Source organism: Paracoccus sp. (in: a-proteobacteria), assembly GCF_035556475.1.
Taxonomy (GTDB): domain Bacteria; phylum Pseudomonadota; class Alphaproteobacteria; order Rhodobacterales; family Rhodobacteraceae; genus Paracoccus.
This window is the reverse complement of record NZ_DATMFA010000045.1, coordinates 18,133-36,240: the sequence shown is the minus strand read 5'-3', so window position 1 is coordinate 36,240 and position 18,108 is coordinate 18,133. Positions and strand designations below refer to the sequence as shown.

18 protein-coding genes are annotated in these 18,108 nt (G+C 68.2%); 8 read left to right on the top strand and 10 right to left on the bottom strand.

Annotation, left to right across the window (positions count from 1 at the left end; all coding sequences use genetic code 11):
- Nucleotides 1-95: 95 nt before the first annotated feature.
- From VNQ78_RS05720 to VNQ78_RS05710, 3 genes are all read right to left on the bottom strand, one after another.
- The gene (locus tag VNQ78_RS05720) at nt 96-230 is read right to left on the bottom strand and encodes a hypothetical protein (RefSeq protein ID WP_325687506.1); all 135 of its coding nucleotides are present in this window, start codon (nt 228-230) and stop codon (nt 96-98) included.
- 95 nt (nt 231-325) lie between these two features.
- On the bottom strand, nt 326-1,036 hold the full coding sequence (locus VNQ78_RS05715) for an anti-sigma factor (RefSeq protein ID WP_325687504.1): 711 nt from the start codon (nt 1,034-1,036) through the stop codon (nt 326-328).
- Entirely contained in the window at nt 1,033-1,587 is a 555-nt protein-coding gene (locus VNQ78_RS05710) for a sigma-70 family RNA polymerase sigma factor (protein ID WP_325687502.1), read from the bottom strand. The genes VNQ78_RS05715 and VNQ78_RS05710 overlap by 4 nt, the downstream gene beginning before the upstream one ends.
- Nucleotides 1,588-1,743: 156 nt before the next feature.
- Between VNQ78_RS05710 and cobS the strand changes: the two genes are divergently transcribed.
- From cobS to VNQ78_RS05685, 5 genes are all read left to right on the top strand, one after another.
- The gene (cobS, locus tag VNQ78_RS05705) at nt 1,744-2,718 is read left to right on the top strand and encodes a cobaltochelatase subunit CobS (RefSeq protein ID WP_325687500.1); all 975 of its coding nucleotides are present in this window, start codon (nt 1,744-1,746) and stop codon (nt 2,716-2,718) included.
- Complete coding sequence (locus VNQ78_RS05700) at nt 2,718-3,152, top strand: hypothetical protein (protein ID WP_325687498.1); 435 nt, start codon at nt 2,718-2,720, stop codon at nt 3,150-3,152. Before cobS ends, VNQ78_RS05700 begins: the two co-directional genes overlap by 1 nt.
- A 189-nt stretch (nt 3,153-3,341) precedes the next feature.
- The gene (cobT, locus tag VNQ78_RS05695; RefSeq protein ID WP_325687496.1) at nt 3,342-5,210 is read left to right on the top strand and encodes a cobaltochelatase subunit CobT; all 1,869 of its coding nucleotides are present in this window, start codon (nt 3,342-3,344) and stop codon (nt 5,208-5,210) included.
- Between the two features lie 81 nt (nt 5,211-5,291).
- Entirely contained in the window at nt 5,292-6,560 is a 1,269-nt protein-coding gene (epsE, locus tag VNQ78_RS05690) for an exopolysaccharide biosynthesis GT4 family glycosyltransferase EpsE (RefSeq protein WP_325687493.1), read from the top strand.
- A 22-nt stretch (nt 6,561-6,582) separates the two neighbouring features.
- A complete protein-coding gene (locus VNQ78_RS05685; protein WP_325687490.1) occupies nt 6,583-8,400 on the top strand; it encodes an aminopeptidase P family protein in 1,818 nt (605 codons plus the stop codon).
- A 93-nt stretch (nt 8,401-8,493) separates the two neighbouring features.
- Here VNQ78_RS05685 and VNQ78_RS05680 read toward each other — a convergent pair whose 3' ends face one another.
- Complete coding sequence (locus tag VNQ78_RS05680; protein WP_325687488.1) at nt 8,494-9,549, bottom strand: DUF475 domain-containing protein; 1,056 nt, start codon at nt 9,547-9,549, stop codon at nt 8,494-8,496.
- Between the two features lie 122 nt (nt 9,550-9,671).
- On the opposite strand from VNQ78_RS05680, the gene VNQ78_RS05675 reads away from it, so the two are divergent.
- Nucleotides 9,672-10,352: a DUF1045 domain-containing protein gene (locus VNQ78_RS05675; protein ID WP_325687485.1), complete on the top strand. Its 681-nt coding sequence runs from the start codon at nt 9,672-9,674 to the stop codon at nt 10,350-10,352.
- On the opposite strand, the gene VNQ78_RS05670 is transcribed toward VNQ78_RS05675, so the two are convergent.
- Nucleotides 10,349-11,314, bottom strand: a complete 966-nt coding sequence (locus tag VNQ78_RS05670) for a magnesium transporter CorA family protein (protein WP_325687483.1) — start codon at nt 11,312-11,314, stop codon at nt 10,349-10,351. The genes VNQ78_RS05675 and VNQ78_RS05670 overlap by 4 nt on opposite strands.
- 156 nt (nt 11,315-11,470) lie before the next feature.
- Here VNQ78_RS05670 and VNQ78_RS05665 point away from each other — a divergent pair, with 156 nt between their 5' ends.
- Nucleotides 11,471-12,607: an amidohydrolase family protein gene (locus VNQ78_RS05665; protein ID WP_325687480.1), complete on the top strand. Its 1,137-nt coding sequence runs from the start codon at nt 11,471-11,473 to the stop codon at nt 12,605-12,607.
- Between the two features lie 3 nt (nt 12,608-12,610).
- Here the strand turns inward: VNQ78_RS05665 and VNQ78_RS05660 are convergent, their stop codons facing one another.
- The 5 genes from VNQ78_RS05660 to VNQ78_RS05640 form a co-directional block, all read right to left on the bottom strand.
- Complete coding sequence (locus VNQ78_RS05660) at nt 12,611-13,837, bottom strand: glycerate kinase type-2 family protein (RefSeq protein ID WP_325687478.1); 1,227 nt, start codon at nt 13,835-13,837, stop codon at nt 12,611-12,613.
- Nucleotides 13,837-14,787: a D-glycerate dehydrogenase gene (locus VNQ78_RS05655; RefSeq protein WP_325687476.1), complete on the bottom strand. Its 951-nt coding sequence runs from the start codon at nt 14,785-14,787 to the stop codon at nt 13,837-13,839. Before VNQ78_RS05655 ends, VNQ78_RS05660 begins: the two co-directional genes overlap by 1 nt.
- Nucleotides 14,787-15,140 (bottom strand): tRNA-binding protein, encoded by a 354-nt coding sequence (locus VNQ78_RS05650; RefSeq protein ID WP_325687474.1) that lies wholly within the window; start codon nt 15,138-15,140, stop codon nt 14,787-14,789. Before VNQ78_RS05650 ends, VNQ78_RS05655 begins: the two co-directional genes overlap by 1 nt.
- Complete coding sequence (gene proC / locus VNQ78_RS05645; protein ID WP_325687472.1) at nt 15,137-15,943, bottom strand: pyrroline-5-carboxylate reductase; 807 nt, start codon at nt 15,941-15,943, stop codon at nt 15,137-15,139. The genes VNQ78_RS05650 and proC overlap by 4 nt, the downstream gene beginning before the upstream one ends.
- Before the next feature lie 234 nt (nt 15,944-16,177).
- Complete coding sequence (locus VNQ78_RS05640) at nt 16,178-16,678, bottom strand: Lrp/AsnC family transcriptional regulator (protein ID WP_325687470.1); 501 nt, start codon at nt 16,676-16,678, stop codon at nt 16,178-16,180.
- A gap of 164 nt (nt 16,679-16,842) precedes the next feature.
- Between VNQ78_RS05640 and trxB the strand changes: the two genes are divergently transcribed.
- Nucleotides 16,843-17,856: a thioredoxin-disulfide reductase gene (gene trxB, locus VNQ78_RS05635; RefSeq protein ID WP_325687468.1), complete on the top strand. Its 1,014-nt coding sequence runs from the start codon at nt 16,843-16,845 to the stop codon at nt 17,854-17,856.
- Nucleotides 17,857-18,108 lie beyond the last annotated feature (252 nt).

The window sequence follows — 18,108 nt, the reverse complement described above, 5'->3', positions numbered from 1 at the left end:
CCTTCGTCCTGCGGCCCGATCACGGCCCGGTGATCCGATTTCTGGCGAAGGAACGCCAAAGGGGCAAGCCCGGTTCATCCGCGAAAGATTGCGGCCTATCGCGACGCGGCCCCGACCGGGGCGGCGCTGCCTTGGGTATCGGTTGACCCAGCCGGGGGCGCGATCAGCGCAAGCACGACCAGCGCCGCGACAAGGGAATGCAGGATGATTGACTGCGGCTGAACCTTCATAGCCCCGTGTTCTCCGATGGCCGGACGCTTTCAATCGCGCCCGATGCTCCAGTCACGAGGGCCGTGGCGGAAAGGTTGCGCCCGCCTCGAGGGGTTCACGCGGGTGTGAGAGGGGCGATGGCAAAGACCGGCCCGGTGGCCCGACCCGTGGGCGAGCCGCCGGCCGGCTCGTCCGAGAGCGCGATCCGCACGCCCTCGACCATGTCGGTTCCCGACGGCAGGGTCGTGCGCATCGGCCCCTCGCGCGCGACGAGGCCCAGCGAGATCGGGGCCGAGCCGTCGGGCATGAGGAACCAGACCTGCCAGTCGCGCCCCTCGGGGACGGTGCCGTCCATCAGCATCACCTCGACCTCGCGCCCTTCGACGCGGGCATCGACGCGCATCGTGGCATCGGCCGAGACCAGTTCCGCCCGATAGCCCGGCAGGTCGCGGCCGTTCAGGACCGGCATCAGCAATACCAGCGCCAGCGCCAGCACGGCCGCCACGCCCGAGAACAGCGCCCATGGCCGCTGCCACCAGCCGATGCGGCTGTCGATCACCTCGCTCAGCGGCGCATGGACATGGCCAAGATCCTCGCGGATGCGCTGGCGCGCCCGTGCCGGGGGCATGACCGGGGTAAGTTCATCGGCAAGGCCCGCCAGCCGCTCCTGCCAGTCGCGCACGCGCTGCGCAAATGCCGGATCCTCGGCCAGACGGGCGACGCCGCGCTGCGCATCCTCGTCCGAGACGAGGCCAAGCGCCATTTCGGCGGCGAGGACTTCGTCCTCCTCCTCGGGCGTGAGGGGCGGGGGAAGCTCGTCGCTCATCGGCTCACGCAGTCCTTCAGCCGCAAGAGACCACGGCGCAGCCAGCTGCGCAGGGTATTGACCGGAACCCCCTCGCGCGCGGCCAGCTCGGCATAGGTCAGCCCCTCCAGATAAACCGCCCGGACCGCGCCGGCCTGCGCCTCTCCCAGTTCATCGAGACAGGCGGCAAGCAGGCTTTGCTGCTGCGACCGGATGGTGGAAAGTTCGGGACCGGGATCGGGCGAGGGCACGACCGCCGCCGCCTCGGCCGGGGCGAATCCGGGCCTTGCCTCGCGCGCCCTCAGCCGGTCGATGGCGCGGTTGCGGGCAATGGTGATCAGCCAGGTCATAGGCGAAAGCCCGTTCGCCGAATAGCGCCCGGCGCTGCGCCAGATGTTGATATAGACCTCCTGCAGGGTTTCCTCGGCCTCGGGCCGGTCCCGCAGCAGCGAAATGCAGATCGCGTGCAATTTGGCCGAGGTAGCGTCATAGAGCGCATCGAAGGCCGACCGGTCGCCAAGGGCGACACGCGCGATCATCTCCTCCAATGCGACCCGCCGGGCGTCGTTCAAACCGGTCCGGTCCTTTCGCTGCAACTGATGAAAGCTTAGAAACTGCCCGGGCGGGCGTCAATGAAGCGCGCCGGCGAAGATCCGCCATGCGCGGGAGCTTGCACGCGCTGCCCGAATGCGCAATCAAGGCATGGTTGCGAGAAAAGGGCCTGAGCTATGCTGGACGTGAACGCGAAACCCACCGAAGAAATCGACCTGCGCGAGGTGTTCGGCCTCGAAAGCGACATGAGGGTCAAGGGCTTTGCCGAACGGACCGACCGCGTGCCCGAGCTTGACCCGACCTACAAGTTCGATCCCGACACCACGATGGCGATTCTGGCGGGCTTTGCCTATAACCGCCGGGTGATGATCCAAGGCTATCACGGCACCGGGAAATCCACCCATATCGAGCAGGTGGCGGCGCGGCTGAACTGGCCCTGCGTGCGTGTGAACCTCGACAGCCACGTCAGCCGGATCGACCTGATCGGCAAGGACGCGATCAAGCTCATCGATGGCAAGCAGGTCACGGTTTTCCATGAGGGCATCCTGCCCTGGGCGCTGCGCAATCCGACCGCCATCGTCTTTGACGAATATGACGCCGGCCGCGCCGATGTGATGTTCGTGATCCAGCGCGTGCTGGAGGCCGACGGCAAGCTGACGCTGCTGGACCAGAACGAGGTCATCACGCCGAACCCCTATTTCCGCCTGTTCGCCACCGCGAACACGGTGGGTCTGGGCGACACGACCGGCCTTTACCACGGCACCCAGCAGATCAACCAGGGCCAGATGGACCGCTGGTCGCTGGTCTCGACGCTGAACTATCTCAGCCACGACGCCGAGGCCGCGATCGTTCTGGCCAAGAACCCGACCTACAACACCGAGAAGGGCCGCAAGATCATCAACCAGATGGTGACGCTGGCCGACCTGACCCGGACCGCCTTCATGCAGGGCGACCTCTCGACGGTGATGAGCCCGCGCACGGTGATCACCTGGGCCCAGAACACCCGCATCTTCGGCGACAATGTGGGCTATGCCTTCCGCCTGACCTTCCTGAACAAATGCGACGAGCTGGAACGCCAGACCGTGGCCGAGTTCTATCAGCGCCTGTTTGACGAGGAGCTGCCGGAAAGCGCGGCGGTCAAGGCTGGCTGATGTCACGGCTTGCCACTCTGATCCTGATCCTATCGGCAACGGCAGCCTCGGCCGTCGAGGCGCCCAAGCGCTATGATGTGGGCAACCGCCCGCATCATGACGCGACAGCGGGAAATGCCGTCGTCTGCGCTGCGGTCTGGCAATTCATGGCCGAGAACCGGATCGCGGTCGCGCCCCCGGAATCGGGTGCGTTCTTCGGCGCGGCCGCCCCGGCCCTACCGGCTGCCGCAGGCCGGCTCGACCCGGCCATGACCGTCGAACGGTTCGAGGATGGTGCAGAGACGATCCGTCAGAAGATCGCATCCGAATACGGCAAGAGCCGGGGGAATGCGCAGCAGGAAGCCGCCTTCCAGACGGCGCTCGACAACCAGTATTTCGGCTGCATCGGCATGATCGACGATCTGGTCGGCAAGGGGCTTCTCCAGACGAACTGAACCGCCCCGACGCAAGCCTCGGCCCCCGACGGCAAACCGGTTCCACGGCATCCGCGGGAGCCGCCGCGCCAGCCGTTGACCGCCGCCATGGCCCGGCATCGTCCCGATCAGACCGGTCAGCCTGCCGACATGCCGCTTCGGCCCGCTGCCCCCCTCGACAGCGGCAGGAATCTGGCTCAGAAACAAGGCATGAAAAAGTCCGACAACCCCGCCGATCCGTTCAAGAGGGCTCTGACCGAGGCGACGCGCGCGCTGGCGGAGGAGCATGAGCTGAACGTGACCTTCTCGGCCGATCCCCCCGGGGTTTCGGGCGATACCATGCGCCTGCCGCAGGTCAGCCGCCGGTTGACCCGGGACGAGGTCTTGCTGGCGCGGGGCACCGCCGATGCGCTGGCGATGAAGCTGCGCCACCACGACGCCGCGACACATGCGAAATACACCCCCGCCGGACCCATGGCCCGCGACCTCTACGAGGCGATGGAGACGGCGCGTTGCGAGGCGCTGGGTGCGCGGGACATGCCGGGCGCGCTCTCGAATATCGACGCGAAGCTGGGACAGGAGGCCGAGCGCAAGGGCTATGGCCAGATCAAGGCCCCGGCCGATGCGCCGCTGGCCGTCGCGGCGGGCTATATCGTGCGGCAGATGGCGACCGGACGCGCCCTGCCCCCTGCCGCCCAGCATGTCGCGGACCTCTGGCGGCCCTTTGTCGAGGCGCAGGCGAGCGCGGATCTCGAGGAGGTGAATACCGTCCTTTCGGATCAGGCGGCCTTCGCGCGGATGGCGCGGCGGGTGATCTCGGACCTCGGCTATGGCGACCAGCTGGGCGAGGACCCGGACGAGCCGCAGGAGGACGAGGCCGAGGACAGCGCCGAGCAGGACGAGGAATCGGGCGACAACCAGTCCCGCGACCAGAACGAGGACGAGGAGGCCGAGGCCGCCCCCGAACGCACGCAGGAGCAGACCCAGGACGAGCGTCAGGCCCAGGTCAGCATGGACGACCAGTCCGACGAGGAAATGGCCGACGAGGCCGAGATGTCCGAGGCAGAAAGCCCGCCCGACATCCCGCCGCCGGTCAGCGACGCAAGCCCCGACTACCGCGTCTATACGCAGGAATTCGACGAGGAGATCCGGGCCGAGGATCTGGCCGAACCAGCTGAGCTGGAGCGGCTGCGCGCCTATCTCGACAAGCAGCTTGAGCCGCTGCGCGGCGCGGTCTCGCGGCTGGCGAACAAGCTGCAGCGCCGCCTGCAGGCGCAGCAGAGCCGGAGCTGGGAGTTCGACAAGGAGGAAGGCGTCCTCGATGCCGGACGCCTTGCCCGCGTCGTCGCGAACCCAACCATGCCGCTCAGCTTCAAGGTCGAGAAGGATACCGAGTTCCGCGATACCGTGGTGACGCTGCTTCTGGACAATTCCGGCTCGATGCGCGGACGCCCGATCAGCATTGCCGCGATCTGCGCCGACGTGCTGGCCCGCACGCTGGAACGGTCGCAGGTGAAGGTCGAGATCCTCGGCTTCACCACCCGCGCGTGGAAAGGCGGCCAGAGCCGCGAGCAATGGCTGGCCAATGGTCGCCCCGCGCATCCCGGTCGCCTGAACGACCTGCGCCACATCATCTACAAGGCGGCGGATGCGCCGTGGCGGCGCGTGCGCCCCAACCTTGGCCTGATGATGAAAGAGGGGTTGCTGAAGGAGAATATCGACGGCGAGGCGCTGGAATGGGCGCATCGGCGGCTGACCCGCCGGCCCGAGGCGCGGCGCATCCTGATGGTCATTTCCGACGGGGCGCCGGTCGATGACTCGACCCTGTCGGTCAACCCCGCCAACTATCTCGAGAAGCACCTGCGCGACGTCATCGCCATGATCGAGAAGCGGCGGCAGGTCGAGTTGCTGGCGATCGGCATCGGCCATGACGTGACCCGCTATTACCAGCGCGCCGTCACCATCACCGATGCCGAGCAGCTTGCCGGCGCGATTACCGAGCAGCTTGCCGCGCTTTTCGAGGCCGACCCGCGCAAGCGCGCCCGCGTGCTTGGCGCCAACGCATTGCGGCGGGCCTGAGAGAGCGGCGACTGCGCGCGAAGCTTGCTTGATTTGATGTCGCGGCCTGTGCGACCACTTCGGCATCCTTGGAGGCGTGTCGTGTTGAAGATTGGCTTTTTCATACCGGAGTTTCCCGGCCAGACGCATATTTTCCTCTGGCGCGAGCGGCAGGCATTGGCCGAGCTGGGGATTGAGGCGGAACTCGTCTCGACCCGGCCGCCGCCGCGTGCGGTCGCCTCGCATAGCTGGACGGCCGAGGCGCAGCGCCAGACCCGCTATCTCATGCCGATTTCGGGCGGCCAGCTTGCCGGCGCTGCGGTCGAGATGATGCGCTCTCCGCTTGGCGCCGCGCGGGCAATCGGCGCGGCGCTTTCGGCCGAGACCAGGGGCGGGGCAAAGCAAAGGCTGCGCATGCTGGCGCTGGTGGCGATGGGCGCGCGGCTGAAGCGCATCGCGCGCGAGGAAGGTTGGGATCACATCCATGTCCATTCCTGCGCCGACAGCGCCAATGTCGCGATGCTGGCCCAGCGCCTCGGCGGTCCCGGCTACAGCCTGACGCTGCACGGCCCGACGCTGGAGGGTTATGGCCCGAACCAGCGCCAGAAATGGCGCCATGCGCGCTTTGCCACCATCATCTCGCGCCTCCTGACCGGCGTGGCCGAGCGCGAGATCGGCCCGGACCTGCCCCCGGTGGTCAATATCGCCCCGATGGGCGTCGACCTCGACCAGATCCGGCGCAGCACGCCCTGGCAGCCCCCTGCCCCCGGCGAGCCGCTGCGCATCTTCAGTTGCGGGCGGCTGAATGCGATCAAGGGCCATGACCACCTGATCGAGACCGTGGCCATGCTGCGCGAACGGGGCATCGACGCGCGGCTGGAGATCGCGGGCGAGGATGAGTTGGGCGGCAGCGGCTATCGCCAGCACCATCTTGAGGGGCTGATCGCACGCATGGGTCTTTCCGATGCCGTCACGCTGCTGGGCGCGATCAGCGAAGGCGCGGTGCGCGAGGGGCTTGAACGGGCGCATGTCTTTGCGCTGGCCAGCCTGAACGAAGGCATCTCGGTCGCCATCATGGAGGCGATGGCGATGGAAATGCCGGTCATCGTCACCGATGTCGGCGGCAATCACGAGCTGATCACCTCGGGCCGCGACGCCGTCCTTGTCCCGCCCGAGCGCCCCGACATCATGGCCGATGAGATCGCGGCGCTTCTGGCCGATCCCGAACGCGCCGGACGGCTGGCCCATGCGTCGCGGGCGCGCGTCGCCGAGGAATTCCATCACCGCCGCAGCGCCGAGGCCGTCGCCGACGGCCTTGCCCGGACCATGCCCGGCGCCGAGGTCCGGCTGCGGCGGGCGAAAACTGCCTGAGAACCAAGACGAAGAGGTTAAGATGTTCCAGAGTTACGAGAGCCATTCCGACCCGGCCCAGCATGTGCCGCGGCTGGCCGCCCTGCGCGGCGAACTGGCGCGGCGCGGACTCGACGGGTTCATCGTGCCGCGCGCGGATGCCCATCAAAGCGAATATGTCGCAGGCCACGACGCGCGGCTGGGCTGGCTGACCGGCTTCAGCGGCAGCGCGGGCTTTGCCATCGTGACGCCGGAACGCGCCGGAGTCTTTGTCGACGGCCGCTATCGCGTTCAGGTCAAGTCGGAAATCGACCTTGGCCATTTCACCCCGGTCGACTGGCCCGAGGTCAAGGCCGCCGAATGGCTGCGCGAGGCGCTGCCCGAGGGTGGCCGCATCGGCTATGACCCCTGGCTGCATACCCGGCGCGAGATCCGCGAGATCGAGAAGGGCCTGCATGGTTCGGGCATCGCGTTGATCCCGGTCGAGACGAACCCGGTCGATGCGATCTGGCCGGACCAGCCCGCCCCGCCGGTGGGTCAGGTCCGGCTCTGGCCCGACGCGCTGGCGGGCGAGACGGCGGGCGAGAAGCGCGCGCGCATCGCCGGTCTGCTGCGCGAGGCCGAGGCGCAGGCCGCCGTGCTGACGCTGCCCGATTCGATCTCGTGGCTTCTGAACATCCGCGGGGCGGATGTGCCGAAGAACCCGGTCGTCCTCTCCTTCGCCATCATCGAGGAGGATGGCCGCGTCGCCGTCTTTGCCGATCCGGCGAAATTCGGACCCGAGGTCAGGACGGCGCTGGGGAATGAGGTGACCTTGCTGCCGCCCGACGCGCTGGTCCCGGCGCTGACCAATCTTGCCGGGCCGGTGATCGTCGATCCGGCGACCGCGCCCGACAAGGTCTTTGCCCTGATCGAAAGCATGGACACCCCGATCCGCGAGGCGCAGGACCCGGTGATCATGCCGAAGGCCCGCAAGAATGCGGCCGAGATCGCGGGGATGCGCGCCGCGCATCTGCGCGACGGGGCAGCGGTCGCGGATCTGCTCTGCTGGCTGGACGGTCGCGCGCCTACCCTTGCGACCGATCCGCTGACCGAGATCGACATCTGCAAGAAGCTCGAGGAGTTGCGCGTCCAGCGCGGCATCATCGATGTCAGCTTCGACACGATCCTCGGCTCGGGCCCGAATGGCGCGATCAACCATTACCACGTCTCGGAGCAGAGCGACCGGCGCATCCTGCCGGGCGACATCGTGCTGATCGATTCGGGCGGGCAATATTCCGACGGGACGACCGACATCACCCGCACGCTGCCGATGGGCGATTTCGACCCGGCGATCCGGCGGCCCTATACCCGCGTCCTGCAAGGCATGATCGCAATGTCGCGGGCGCGCTTTCCCAAGGGCGTCGCCGGGGCTCATCTGGACGCGCTGGCGCGCGCGCCGCTCTGGTCCGAGGGCATGGATTACGACCATGGCACCGGGCATGGCGTGGGCGCGGGACTGTCGGTCCATGAGGGGCCGGTCAGGCTGTCGCGGATCTCGGACATTCCGCTGCAACCGGGCATGATCCTCTCGAACGAGCCGGGCTATTACCGCGAGGGTGAATACGGCATCCGCATCGAGAACCTGATCGTGGTCGAGCCGGCCGAAAGCCCCGACGGGCGCAGCATGCTGGGTTTCGAGACGCTGACCTTCTGCCCGATCGACCGGCGGATGATCGACCCCGCGCTGATGTCGCGAGACGAGATCGCCTGGCTCGACGCCTATCACGCCCAGGTCCGGCGCCTGATCGGCCCGCTGGTCGCGCCCGAGACGCGGGATTGGCTGGAGGCGGCGACCCGGCCGCTTGCTACGACGGCCTGAACCCGGCAGGCGCCGCGCCTGTCGCGGCGTTGCTGTTTGGGTATTTGGAAAACGGTGAAAGGGCGCGCGGTCAGGGGGATCGTGCGCCCTCGGTCATTCGGCTTTCGCATTGGCCTTGTCGGGATGGCGGCGACGCCAGGAGAGCGAGTTCATGAAGGCGACCGCGATGAAGGCGGCGCCAAGGAGACCGGTGATATATTCCGGGATCGGGCGCAGGGTCTGGATGAACATGATGATCGAGAGGACGAAGATCGACCAGAAGGCCCCGTGTTCGAGATAGCGGAACTGGGCCAGCGTGCCCTTTTCGACCAGCATCACCGTCATCGCGCGGACATACATCGCCCCGATGCCGAGGCCGATCGCGATCAGGAACAGGTTCTGGGTGAGCGCGAAGGCCCCGATCACGCCGTCGAAGCTGAAGGAGGCGTCGAGCACCTCGAGATAGAGGAAGGCTCCGAAGCCGCCCTGCGCCGCCGCCCGCGCGCCACCCCAGCGGTCGAGGATGTGGCTCAGCGTGTCGACGAGCAGATAGGTGATGACGCCCCATATCGCGGCGATAATGAAGCTGTGCTCTTTTCCGTCGGGCATGAAATACAGCACCACCATCACGCAGACGAGGACGAAGCCGACCTCCATCCCCCGGATCTCGCCGATCTTGCGCAGCGCGGCCTCGACCCCCGCGATCCAGTCCACATCCTTGCTCTGGTCGAAGAAGTAGTTCAGCGCGACCAGCATGAGGAAGGCGCCGCCGAAGCCCGCGATGGGCAGATGCGCCTCGTGGATGATCTCGGCATAGCGGGCGGGCTGGGTTGCGGCGAGGCGCACCGCCTCGACCGGGTTGAGGCGGGCGGCGATGACGACGATCAGCAAGGGAAACAGCACCCGCATCCCGAAGACCGCGATGACGATGCCCCAGGTCAGGAAGCGGCGCTGCCATTTCGGCGTCATCTGCTTCAGCTTGTTGGCATTGACGATCGCATTGTCGAAGCTGAGCGAGATTTCCAGCACCGCGAGCACGGCGGCGATCAGGAAGAAGGCCAGCGCGCCCCCCGCCGTCGCCTGATACTGCCAGCCGATCAGACCGGCCAGGAGAAGCCCCGCGCCGGTGACGATGAAGGGCCAGGTCATATAGCGCAGTGTGGATTTCATCCGGCGTCCCCGATTGTGGACCTGCCCTAGCAGCCATAAGCTGCACGCGCCTTGCGGACAACCCGCCGGGCCGGGATTTCGCCGCGCGCGGACCGGAAATGCATCTGAGGCAGGAGAACCGGATGAAATTCGCGCGCTTTGCGATCTATCACCTTCCCGAGGGGGAGCTTGGCGATTTCGGCGCCGCCTGGCTTGGCTGGGACGCGCGGACGGGCAAGGCTCCGGCGCGGCCCGAAGTCGCGGGGCTTCAGGCGAGTGCGGCGGAGATCACCTCCGTTCCGCGCCGATACGGCTTTCACGCCACGCTGAAAGCGCCGTTCCGGCTGGCCGAGGGGCATTCGCCCGATGATCTGGTGCTGCGCACGGCGCTGATCTGCGACCACCTCTCGGCCTTCGCGCTGGATCTGGGGCTGAGCTGCGACTGGGGCTTCGTGGCGCTGCGGCCGCTGCGCCAGCCGGTGGAGCTGGTGGCGCTGGAGCAGGCCCTCGTCACCCGGCTCGACGATCTGCGCGCGCCCCTGACGCCTGCCGAGCGCGAGCGGCGCAAGCCCGATGCGCTGCCCGAAAAGGCCCGCGCGCATCTGGATCACTGGGGCTATCCCTTCGTCCTCGACCTGTTCAACTATCACCTGACGCTTTCGAAAAGCCTGCCCCGCGCCGAGGGCGAGGCGCTGGTCGCGGCGCTGGGTCCGGTACTGGACCCGCTGATCCGGGCGCCGATGCAGGTCCGCGCCGTCTCGCTGGTCGGCGAGGATGCCGAGGGCCGGATGCACCGTATCGAGGATTTCCCGCTGCGGGGCTAGAACCACCGCTTCCATTTGAGGACGACCAGAACGCCGATGACCGAAACCGCCATCAGCCCGATGGCCATGGCAAAGCCGAGGCCGAAATCGAGCCCCGGCATATGCTGGAAATTCATCCCGTAGATGCTGGCGATCAGCGTCGGCGCCAGAAACAGCGCGGTGATGACCGAAAGGAGGCGCACCCTCTCGTTCTGCTGGAGCCCGATCATGCCCATGGTCGCGTCGATGGTCATCCCGATCCGCGAGGTCAGGAAATCGGCATGGACCTCGAGCGCCTGAATGTCGCGCTGGATGGCCGAACGCACGCTGCGCGTCGCCGAATCCTCTTTGTCCTGTCCGGTGACCGCGTGGTGATAGACGAGGATCCGGTCCATCGACAACAGGCCCATCCGCACGCGGCCCATCAGCTCGGCCTGCTGGCCGATGGTGACAAGGGCGGATTCCAGATCCGCGGCATTGCCCGGCTTGGGCTGCCCCAGAACCTTTGCCGCGCTGGCGTCAAGGACGCGGCCCACCCCCTCGGAGAGGTCGGCGAGGCGGCCGATGATCTCGTCCACGAGGCCCAGAAACAGGTGTTCGGCAGTGGCGCAACCGGCGCTCGACCGGTCGGCGCGGTCGGGGAAGGTCGCGAAGGGCCGGGGCGCGTGATGGCGGACCGTGACCAGTCGCCCGCGGTCAAGGATGAACGTCACCGGCATGGCAAGCGAGGTTCCGTCGGGCAATTGCCCCGGCAGCACCCCGGTCATGTAGAAGACCCCCTTCTCCATGTAGAGACGGTTCGAGATCTCGATCTCCTCCATGTCCTCGAGGGTCGGAACCTCGTAGCCGAGGGCGGTCACGGCTGCCACCTGTTCGGGGAGGGGGCGGTAGAGGTCGATCCAGATCGCCTCCTCAAGCCCCGCATCCGGCGGCAGAAGAACCAGACCGGGCGCCGATCCACTCCGGGCATAGGCGTGCAGCATCGTGACCTCGTCGCAAGTCCTGGGCCAGCCTGCTCAGCGCGACCGTCGGCGTCAAGACCGCAGCGCACAGGCGCAATCCTGCGGCCGGGCGGGAATGTCATGCGCATTTCACACCGAGGGGTCATTCTGCCCGGGACAACCCCGCCGAGTATTGCGATGCCCTCTCTGCCCCCGCTGCGCCTGGTCGGCGCCACCATCCTGCGCGAAGGCGAACTTCGCCAGCGATCCGTCGCCATCTCGCGCGGCAGGATCGCCAAGGGCCCGCTGCCCGGCGTGGACCTGACCGGCTATCTGGTGCTGCCGGGCATCGTCGACATGCTGATGCGTCCCGAGCCGGGCCATGACGCGGGCTTGCGGCTGCGCGGATCGGCGCAACTGGCCGCGCGTTCGGGCATCACCACGGCCTGGCTGACGCCGGGCTGGTCATGGGAAGGCGGCGCAGAGGCCCCCGAGCGCGCGGCGTCCCTGCTGGCAGCGATGCCGCGCAGCAGCGTCCCCGATCTGCGCCCGGCCCTCTCGATCGAAAGCTCGCGGACGGACTGCACCCAGCAATTGATCGATGTCTGCCAGAAGGTCGGCATCCGGCTCGCCTGGTTCGAAAGCGATTTCGCGCGCCTGCGCGACCTGATGCAGCATGATGCCCCGGCCTTCGGGATCGAGGCCGGGCGGCTGGACATGCTGGCCGCGGATCTGGCGGCAGAACTGGAGGCGGCGGCGGGGCGCAGGCGCGAGGTGCCGCGCCATCTCTGCCGGCTGGCCGAGGCGCTGGACGAGATCCGCGCCCGCTATGGCAGCATCGGCGATACCGGCGGCGCCATGCGCGAGACGCATTCGATGATCGGCGCGGGCCTTGCCGCGCGCCCCGCCGCCCATTCCGCCGCCGCCGCCGCGCGCGCGATGGGCGACCCGGTCCTGCTTTCGGCCGCGGACGAGGATCGCCTGCGTGACTTCCTGCACGCGGGGCTGGGCGATGTGATCATCTCGGACGGGGCGCCCGAACGGCTGGTGCCGCTGGCGCTGTCGCTGGCCGGTCCCGACCTCGCGAGCCTGCCCCGGATCTGGGCGCTGCTTTCGGCCCGCCCGGCCGAGATCATGGGCCTTTCGGATCGTGGCAGGCTGGATCATGGCTGCCGCGCGGACCTGACGATCATCTCGCTTGGGACCGGAGAGGTCGAGGCAACGATCTGCGCCGGTCGCCTCATCTATCTGGAGGGCGAGGCGCGCACGCGTTTTGCCCAGACCGTCGCGACACCGGGCCCCTTTCCCGATGATCCGCGCATCGCGGCGGAATAGGGTTCAGGCGCGGACCAGAACGGCGAGGTCGGCCACATTGGTCCCGGTCGGGCCAGTGACCACCAGCGCATCCCCTGCGGCGAGCGCGGGGGTCGAATCGTTCCGCGCCAAGGCCGCGACCGGATCGACGCCGCCCGCGCGGATCGCGTCCGGCGTGCCGGGTCCGACAAGGCCCCCCGCCGCTTCGCCCGGCCCGTCGCGCCCGTCGCTTCCGACCGCCGCGAAGGCCCAGTCGAAGGACACGGGCCGCGCCTCTGCCAGCAGGGCAAGCCGCAAAGCGAGTTCCTGATTGCGGCCCCCCATGCCATCGCCGGTCAGCCGCACGGTGGTTTCCCCGCCAAAGGCCAGCGCCTCGCCCGGCGAGAGGCCGGAGCCAAGCTGCCAGATCGCCTCGGCGCAATCCTGCACGTCACCTTCCAGCGGAAGCGGCGCGGCATGGGCTCCGGCCGCAACCATGGCGGCGACCGAAATCGCGTTCGAGCCGACAAGGATATTGCGGGCGGGCGGCAGGGGGTCCGTCTCGTCCCGCCGCAGCAATGCCGCACGCGCGCTCTCGGGCATCCGGTCCCAGATGCCCAGCCTTCGGGCCAGCGCCGCGGCCTCGGCCCGGCTGCCCACCGGCGCGACCGTCGGACCCGAGGCGATGACACGCAGGTCGTCGCCCGGCACATCCGACAGGATCAGCGCCGTGACAGGTGCCGCCGACAGGCGCAGCCAGCCGCCGCCCTTCAGCCGCGACAGGCTCTGCCGGATCAGATTGACCTGCGCAATATCCGCGCCCGAGCCGAGCAGCAGCCGGTTGACCGCCTGCTTCTCGGCAAGGCTCACGCCCTCGACCGGCGCAGGCAGCATGGCCGATCCCCCGCCCGAGATCAGGGCGAGGACGCGATCCTCGGGCCGGCCGGCACGCAGGATCCGCTCGACCTCGACTGCGGCTGCGGCACCATCGGCATCGGGTTCGGGATGGCCCGCACGCAGCACGCGCGCGCCCGTCAGCGGCGCGTCATTCCCGGCATTGGTAACGACCAGCGCCTCCGCCTCGGGCAGACGCACCAGCGCGGCCCCGGTCATGGCGCGGGCGGCCTTGCCAAGAGCGATGACCTGCCAGCGCCCCCCCGGTCCGGGTGGGTCCGCCAGCGCCGCATCCAGCCCGCGCGCGACGGCGGCGGCCGGATCGGCGGCGGCTATTCCGGCTTGGATCAGCGCCATCGCCCGGTCGGAGGGCGACATCAGTTCACCCGGTCGGGCAGCGCCCGCCCCTCGGAAAAGGCAATCAGGTTCGACATGGCCCGCATCGCCATCGCGGTGCGCACCTCCTCGGCCGCGGTGCCCAGATGCGGCAGCAGGGTCACGTTCTCGAATCGCGTGAGACCGGGCGAGACCTGCGGCTCGCGCTCATAGACATCCAGCCCCGCTCCGGCGATGCGGCCGGTTTCCAACGCCTCGACCAGCGCGGCCTCGTCCACCACGTCGCCCCGCGCGATGTTGATCAGGAAGGACTGCGGCCCCAGAAGCGCGAGCTCCCTCGCCCCGATCAGATGCCGCGTCCCGGCCCCGCCCGGCACGGCGATCACCACGAAGTCGGATTGCGTCAGCAACTCCTCCAGCCCCGAGGTCTGGCGCGCCGGAACGTCCAGAGACGAGACGGTCGAGCGGTTGTGGAACAGCACCTGCATCCCGAAGCCCAGATGGCAGCGCCGGGCGATCGCCTTGCCGATCCGGCCCATGCCGATGATGCCGACCGTCGCGCCGGTGACATGCCGCCCCATCAGTTGCGTCGGCTGCCAGCCCGTCCATTCCCCGCGCCTCAGCAGGCGCTCGCCCTCGCCCGCCCGGCGTGCGGTCATCAGGATCAGGGTCAGCGCAATATCGGCGGTCGCGTCGGTCACCGTATCGGGCGTATTCGTCACCGCCACCCCGGCATCGGCAGCCGCCGCCACGTCGATATGATTATAGCCCGCGCCGAAATTCGCGATCAGCTTGCAGCGCAGATCGCCCCGGAACGCCTCGGCGGTAAAGCGGTCGCCCAGCGTCGGCATCACCAGATCGAAATCCCGCATCGCCTGTGCGGCTTCCTCGGGCGTGAAGCCCTGCTCGCGCTCAAGGATCACGGTGTCGAAGCGACCCGTCAGGGCGCGTTCCGCGGCTTCGGTCATCCGGCGTGTGACCAGCAATCTCATCAATACATCCTCCCCCCGACCGGCACAGGCTTGTCGGGCGCGATCAGCACGACCTCTCCCGCCTCGTCGGGCAGGCCCAGAACCAGGACCTCGGACATGAACGGCCCGATCTGGCGCGGCGGGAAATTCACCACCGCCAGCACCTGCTTGCCCACCAGCGTCTCGGGCGAATAATGCCGGGTGATCTGGGCCGAGGATTTGCGCTCGCCGATCTCGGGGCCGAAATCCAGCCACAGCTTGATCGCCGGGCGGCGCGCCTCGGGGAAGGGTTCGGCGCGCAGGATGCGGCCGGCGCGAATGTCGACGGCGGCGAAATCGTCCCAGCCGATCGGGGCAGCGGGCGCGCCGCTCATTTCCCCAGCTCCCGCCCGCGCGCGGCGGCAGCCGCGATGGTGCGCCGCATCAAGGGCGGCAGGCCGCGCTCGGGGTCCATCAACTCACGCAGGCCCGCGGCGGTAGTCCCACCGGGAGAGGTCACGTTCTCGCGCAGCACCGCCGGATCCTCGTCCTCATGGACGGCAAGCGCCCCTGCCCCGGCCACCGTCGCGCGCGCCAGTTCCAGCGCCAGTTCCGGCGACAGCCCCTCGGCCTCGCCCCCAGCAGCCATCGCCTCGATCATGTGAAAGACATAGGCAGGCCCCGATCCCGAAAGCGCCGTCACCGCATCCATCTGCTCCTCGGCCTCCAGCCGCACGACGCGACCGACGGCGGAAAGCAGCACCTCGGCCAGCGCTATCCGCGCCTCGCCCGCCTTGGCATTGCCGATGATCGCGGTGATGCCCTGCCCGATCGCTGCCGGAGTATTCGGCATCGCGCGCACTACCGGAGACTGCGGGAACGCCGCCTCATAGGCGGCGATGGTGACACCCGCCGCGACGGTCAGGACCAGCGTATCCGCCCCGACAGTCAGCTTCGGCAGCACGTCGGCCATCATCTGCGGCTTCACCGCGATGACGAGGACGGCGGGATCGGACGGCAATTCACCGTTTACCGAAATACCCAATGCCGACAGATCCGCACGCGGCTTGGGATCGATCACATGAACCGCCTGCGGCTCCAGCCCGTTCTTCAGCCAGCCATCCAGCAGCGCGCCGCCCATCCGGCCGCAGCCGACCAGCACCAGCCCGCGGCTGTTCAATGTCGAGATATCAGTCATTCGTCCCGTCCCTGCCCACATCGCGGCGCGAACCCGCCCGCGGTCACAATCGTTTGGGGCATCTTTGCGCAAAGCCCGCCGGGACGGAAGTCCGCACCGCCCTCCCGGCCAAGGCTTTCGCCTTCCGCAAGGCTAGGGACAAGGATCCCGCCCGCTGAAGAAAACCCGCTTCATCGTTTCCCAAATACCCTGCGGGGGTCCGGGGGTGCAAAACCCCCGGCAGCAGCCCGGCCGTTAGCCCAGGGCGGCCGCCCGCATCTCGACCACCTCGAAGGGCACGCCGGGCTCGTCCTTGGCGCAGCGGATGACGAGGCTCGTCTTGACCGAGGCCACATTCGGGGCCGAGGTCAGGCTGTCGGTCAGGAAGCGCTGGAAGCTCGGCAGGTCGGGTGCGACGCATTTCAGGATGAAATCGATTTCACCATTCAGCATGTGGCATTCACGGACCAGGGGCCATGTCCGGGTCAGCGCCTCGAAGGCGGAAAGGTCCTTCTCGGACTGGCTCACCAGCCGGACGAGGGCAAAGACCTGCACCTCGAAGCCTAGTTCCCGCGCGTCGATTTCGGCGTGATAGCCGCGGATATAGCCCAGCTCCTCCAGCGCGCGGACGCGGCGCAGGCAGGGCGGGGCCGAGATCCCGACGCGCCGCGCAAGCTCGACATTGGTCATGCGCCCGTCGGCCTGAAGCTCCGCAAGGATTTTTCGGTCGATCTCGTCTAGTCGGGCGCCGCTCATACGTTTCCTCTTTGGCCCGTCGCGGACCGGTTTTCATGCGGGAAGCTAGCGTGCCGGCCCTGTCCGCGCAATATTCTTTCCGTCCGCCTGCCCCAGCCCGGGCACGTTGCATGAGGCGGCGGGGGTGATTACCTAGGCGCGTAAACGCGAAAGGTCCAGTTGCCATGTCCCACGCCCCCGCAGATTCCGCCCCCGACATGCTGCCCGCGCATAGCCGGGTGCTGATCATCGGCTCCGGCCCCGCCGGCTATACCGCCGCCGTCTACGCCGCCCGCGCGATGCTCGAGCCCGTGCTGATCCAGGGCATGCAGCCGGGCGGCCAGCTTACCATCACCACCGAGGTCGAGAACTGGCCGGGCGAGACCGAGATCCAGGGCCCCGACCTGATGGTGAAGATGGAGGGACATGCCCGCGCGATGGGCGCGCGCATCTTCATCGACACGGTGACGAAGCTTGACCTGAAGGTGCGGCCCTTCGTCGCGGAGCTGGATTCGGGCGCGCGCATCACCGCCGATGCCGTCATCCTCGCCACCGGCGCACAGGCGCGCTGGCTCGGCCTCGAGAGCGAGGAGAAATTCAAGGGCTTCGGCGTCTCGGCCTGCGCGACCTGCGACGGCTTCTTCTATCGCAACCGCGAGGTGGCGGTGATCGGCGGCGGCAATACCGCGGTCGAGGAGGCGCTGTTCCTGACCAATTTCGCAAGCCGCGTCACCCTGATCCACCGCCGTGACAGCCTCCGGGCCGAGAAGATCCTGCAGGAGCGCCTGTTCAGGCATCCCAAGGTGCGCATCCTGTGGGATCACGAACTGGTCGAGGTCGAGGGCGAAAGCAGCCCGCCGGGCGTCACCGGCGTCCGCGTCCGCCATACCGGCCACGGCGCGGAACAGGTGATCCCCGCCGACGGGGTTTTCATCGCCATCGGCCATGCGCCGTCCTCGGAACTGGTGCGTGATCAGCTGGAGCTGCATCACGGCGGCTATGTGAAGGTCGAGCCGGGCTCGACCCGCACATCGATTCCCGGCGTATTCGCCGCGGGCGACCTGACCGACCATATCTATCGCCAGGCGGTGACTTCGGCGGGCATGGGATGCATGGCGGCGCTGGACGCCGAGCGGTGGCTTGCCGAACATCACATGGCCGGTGCGCCCAATCCCGACGCGGCAGAAATTCCCGCCTGACGCGGGCCACGCGGATCGCATTTCGAGAGACTGCGGGAAGGGCGGAACCGACCGCCCTTCCCGATCCTGCGAGACCGAACGGCGGCGCCGTTCAACCCGGCGCATTTGCTGGCAATTTTCCGCAAGGTCCAGGGGAAATCTCAAAGCTTGTGTTGAAGCCGCCAGACTGCGCGGCTTAATGGCGGTCGAGCCGGTGCTGGTCTTTGCCACGCGCCGGTTCACCCAAAGACCTCCGCCATCGGGCAGGAACCC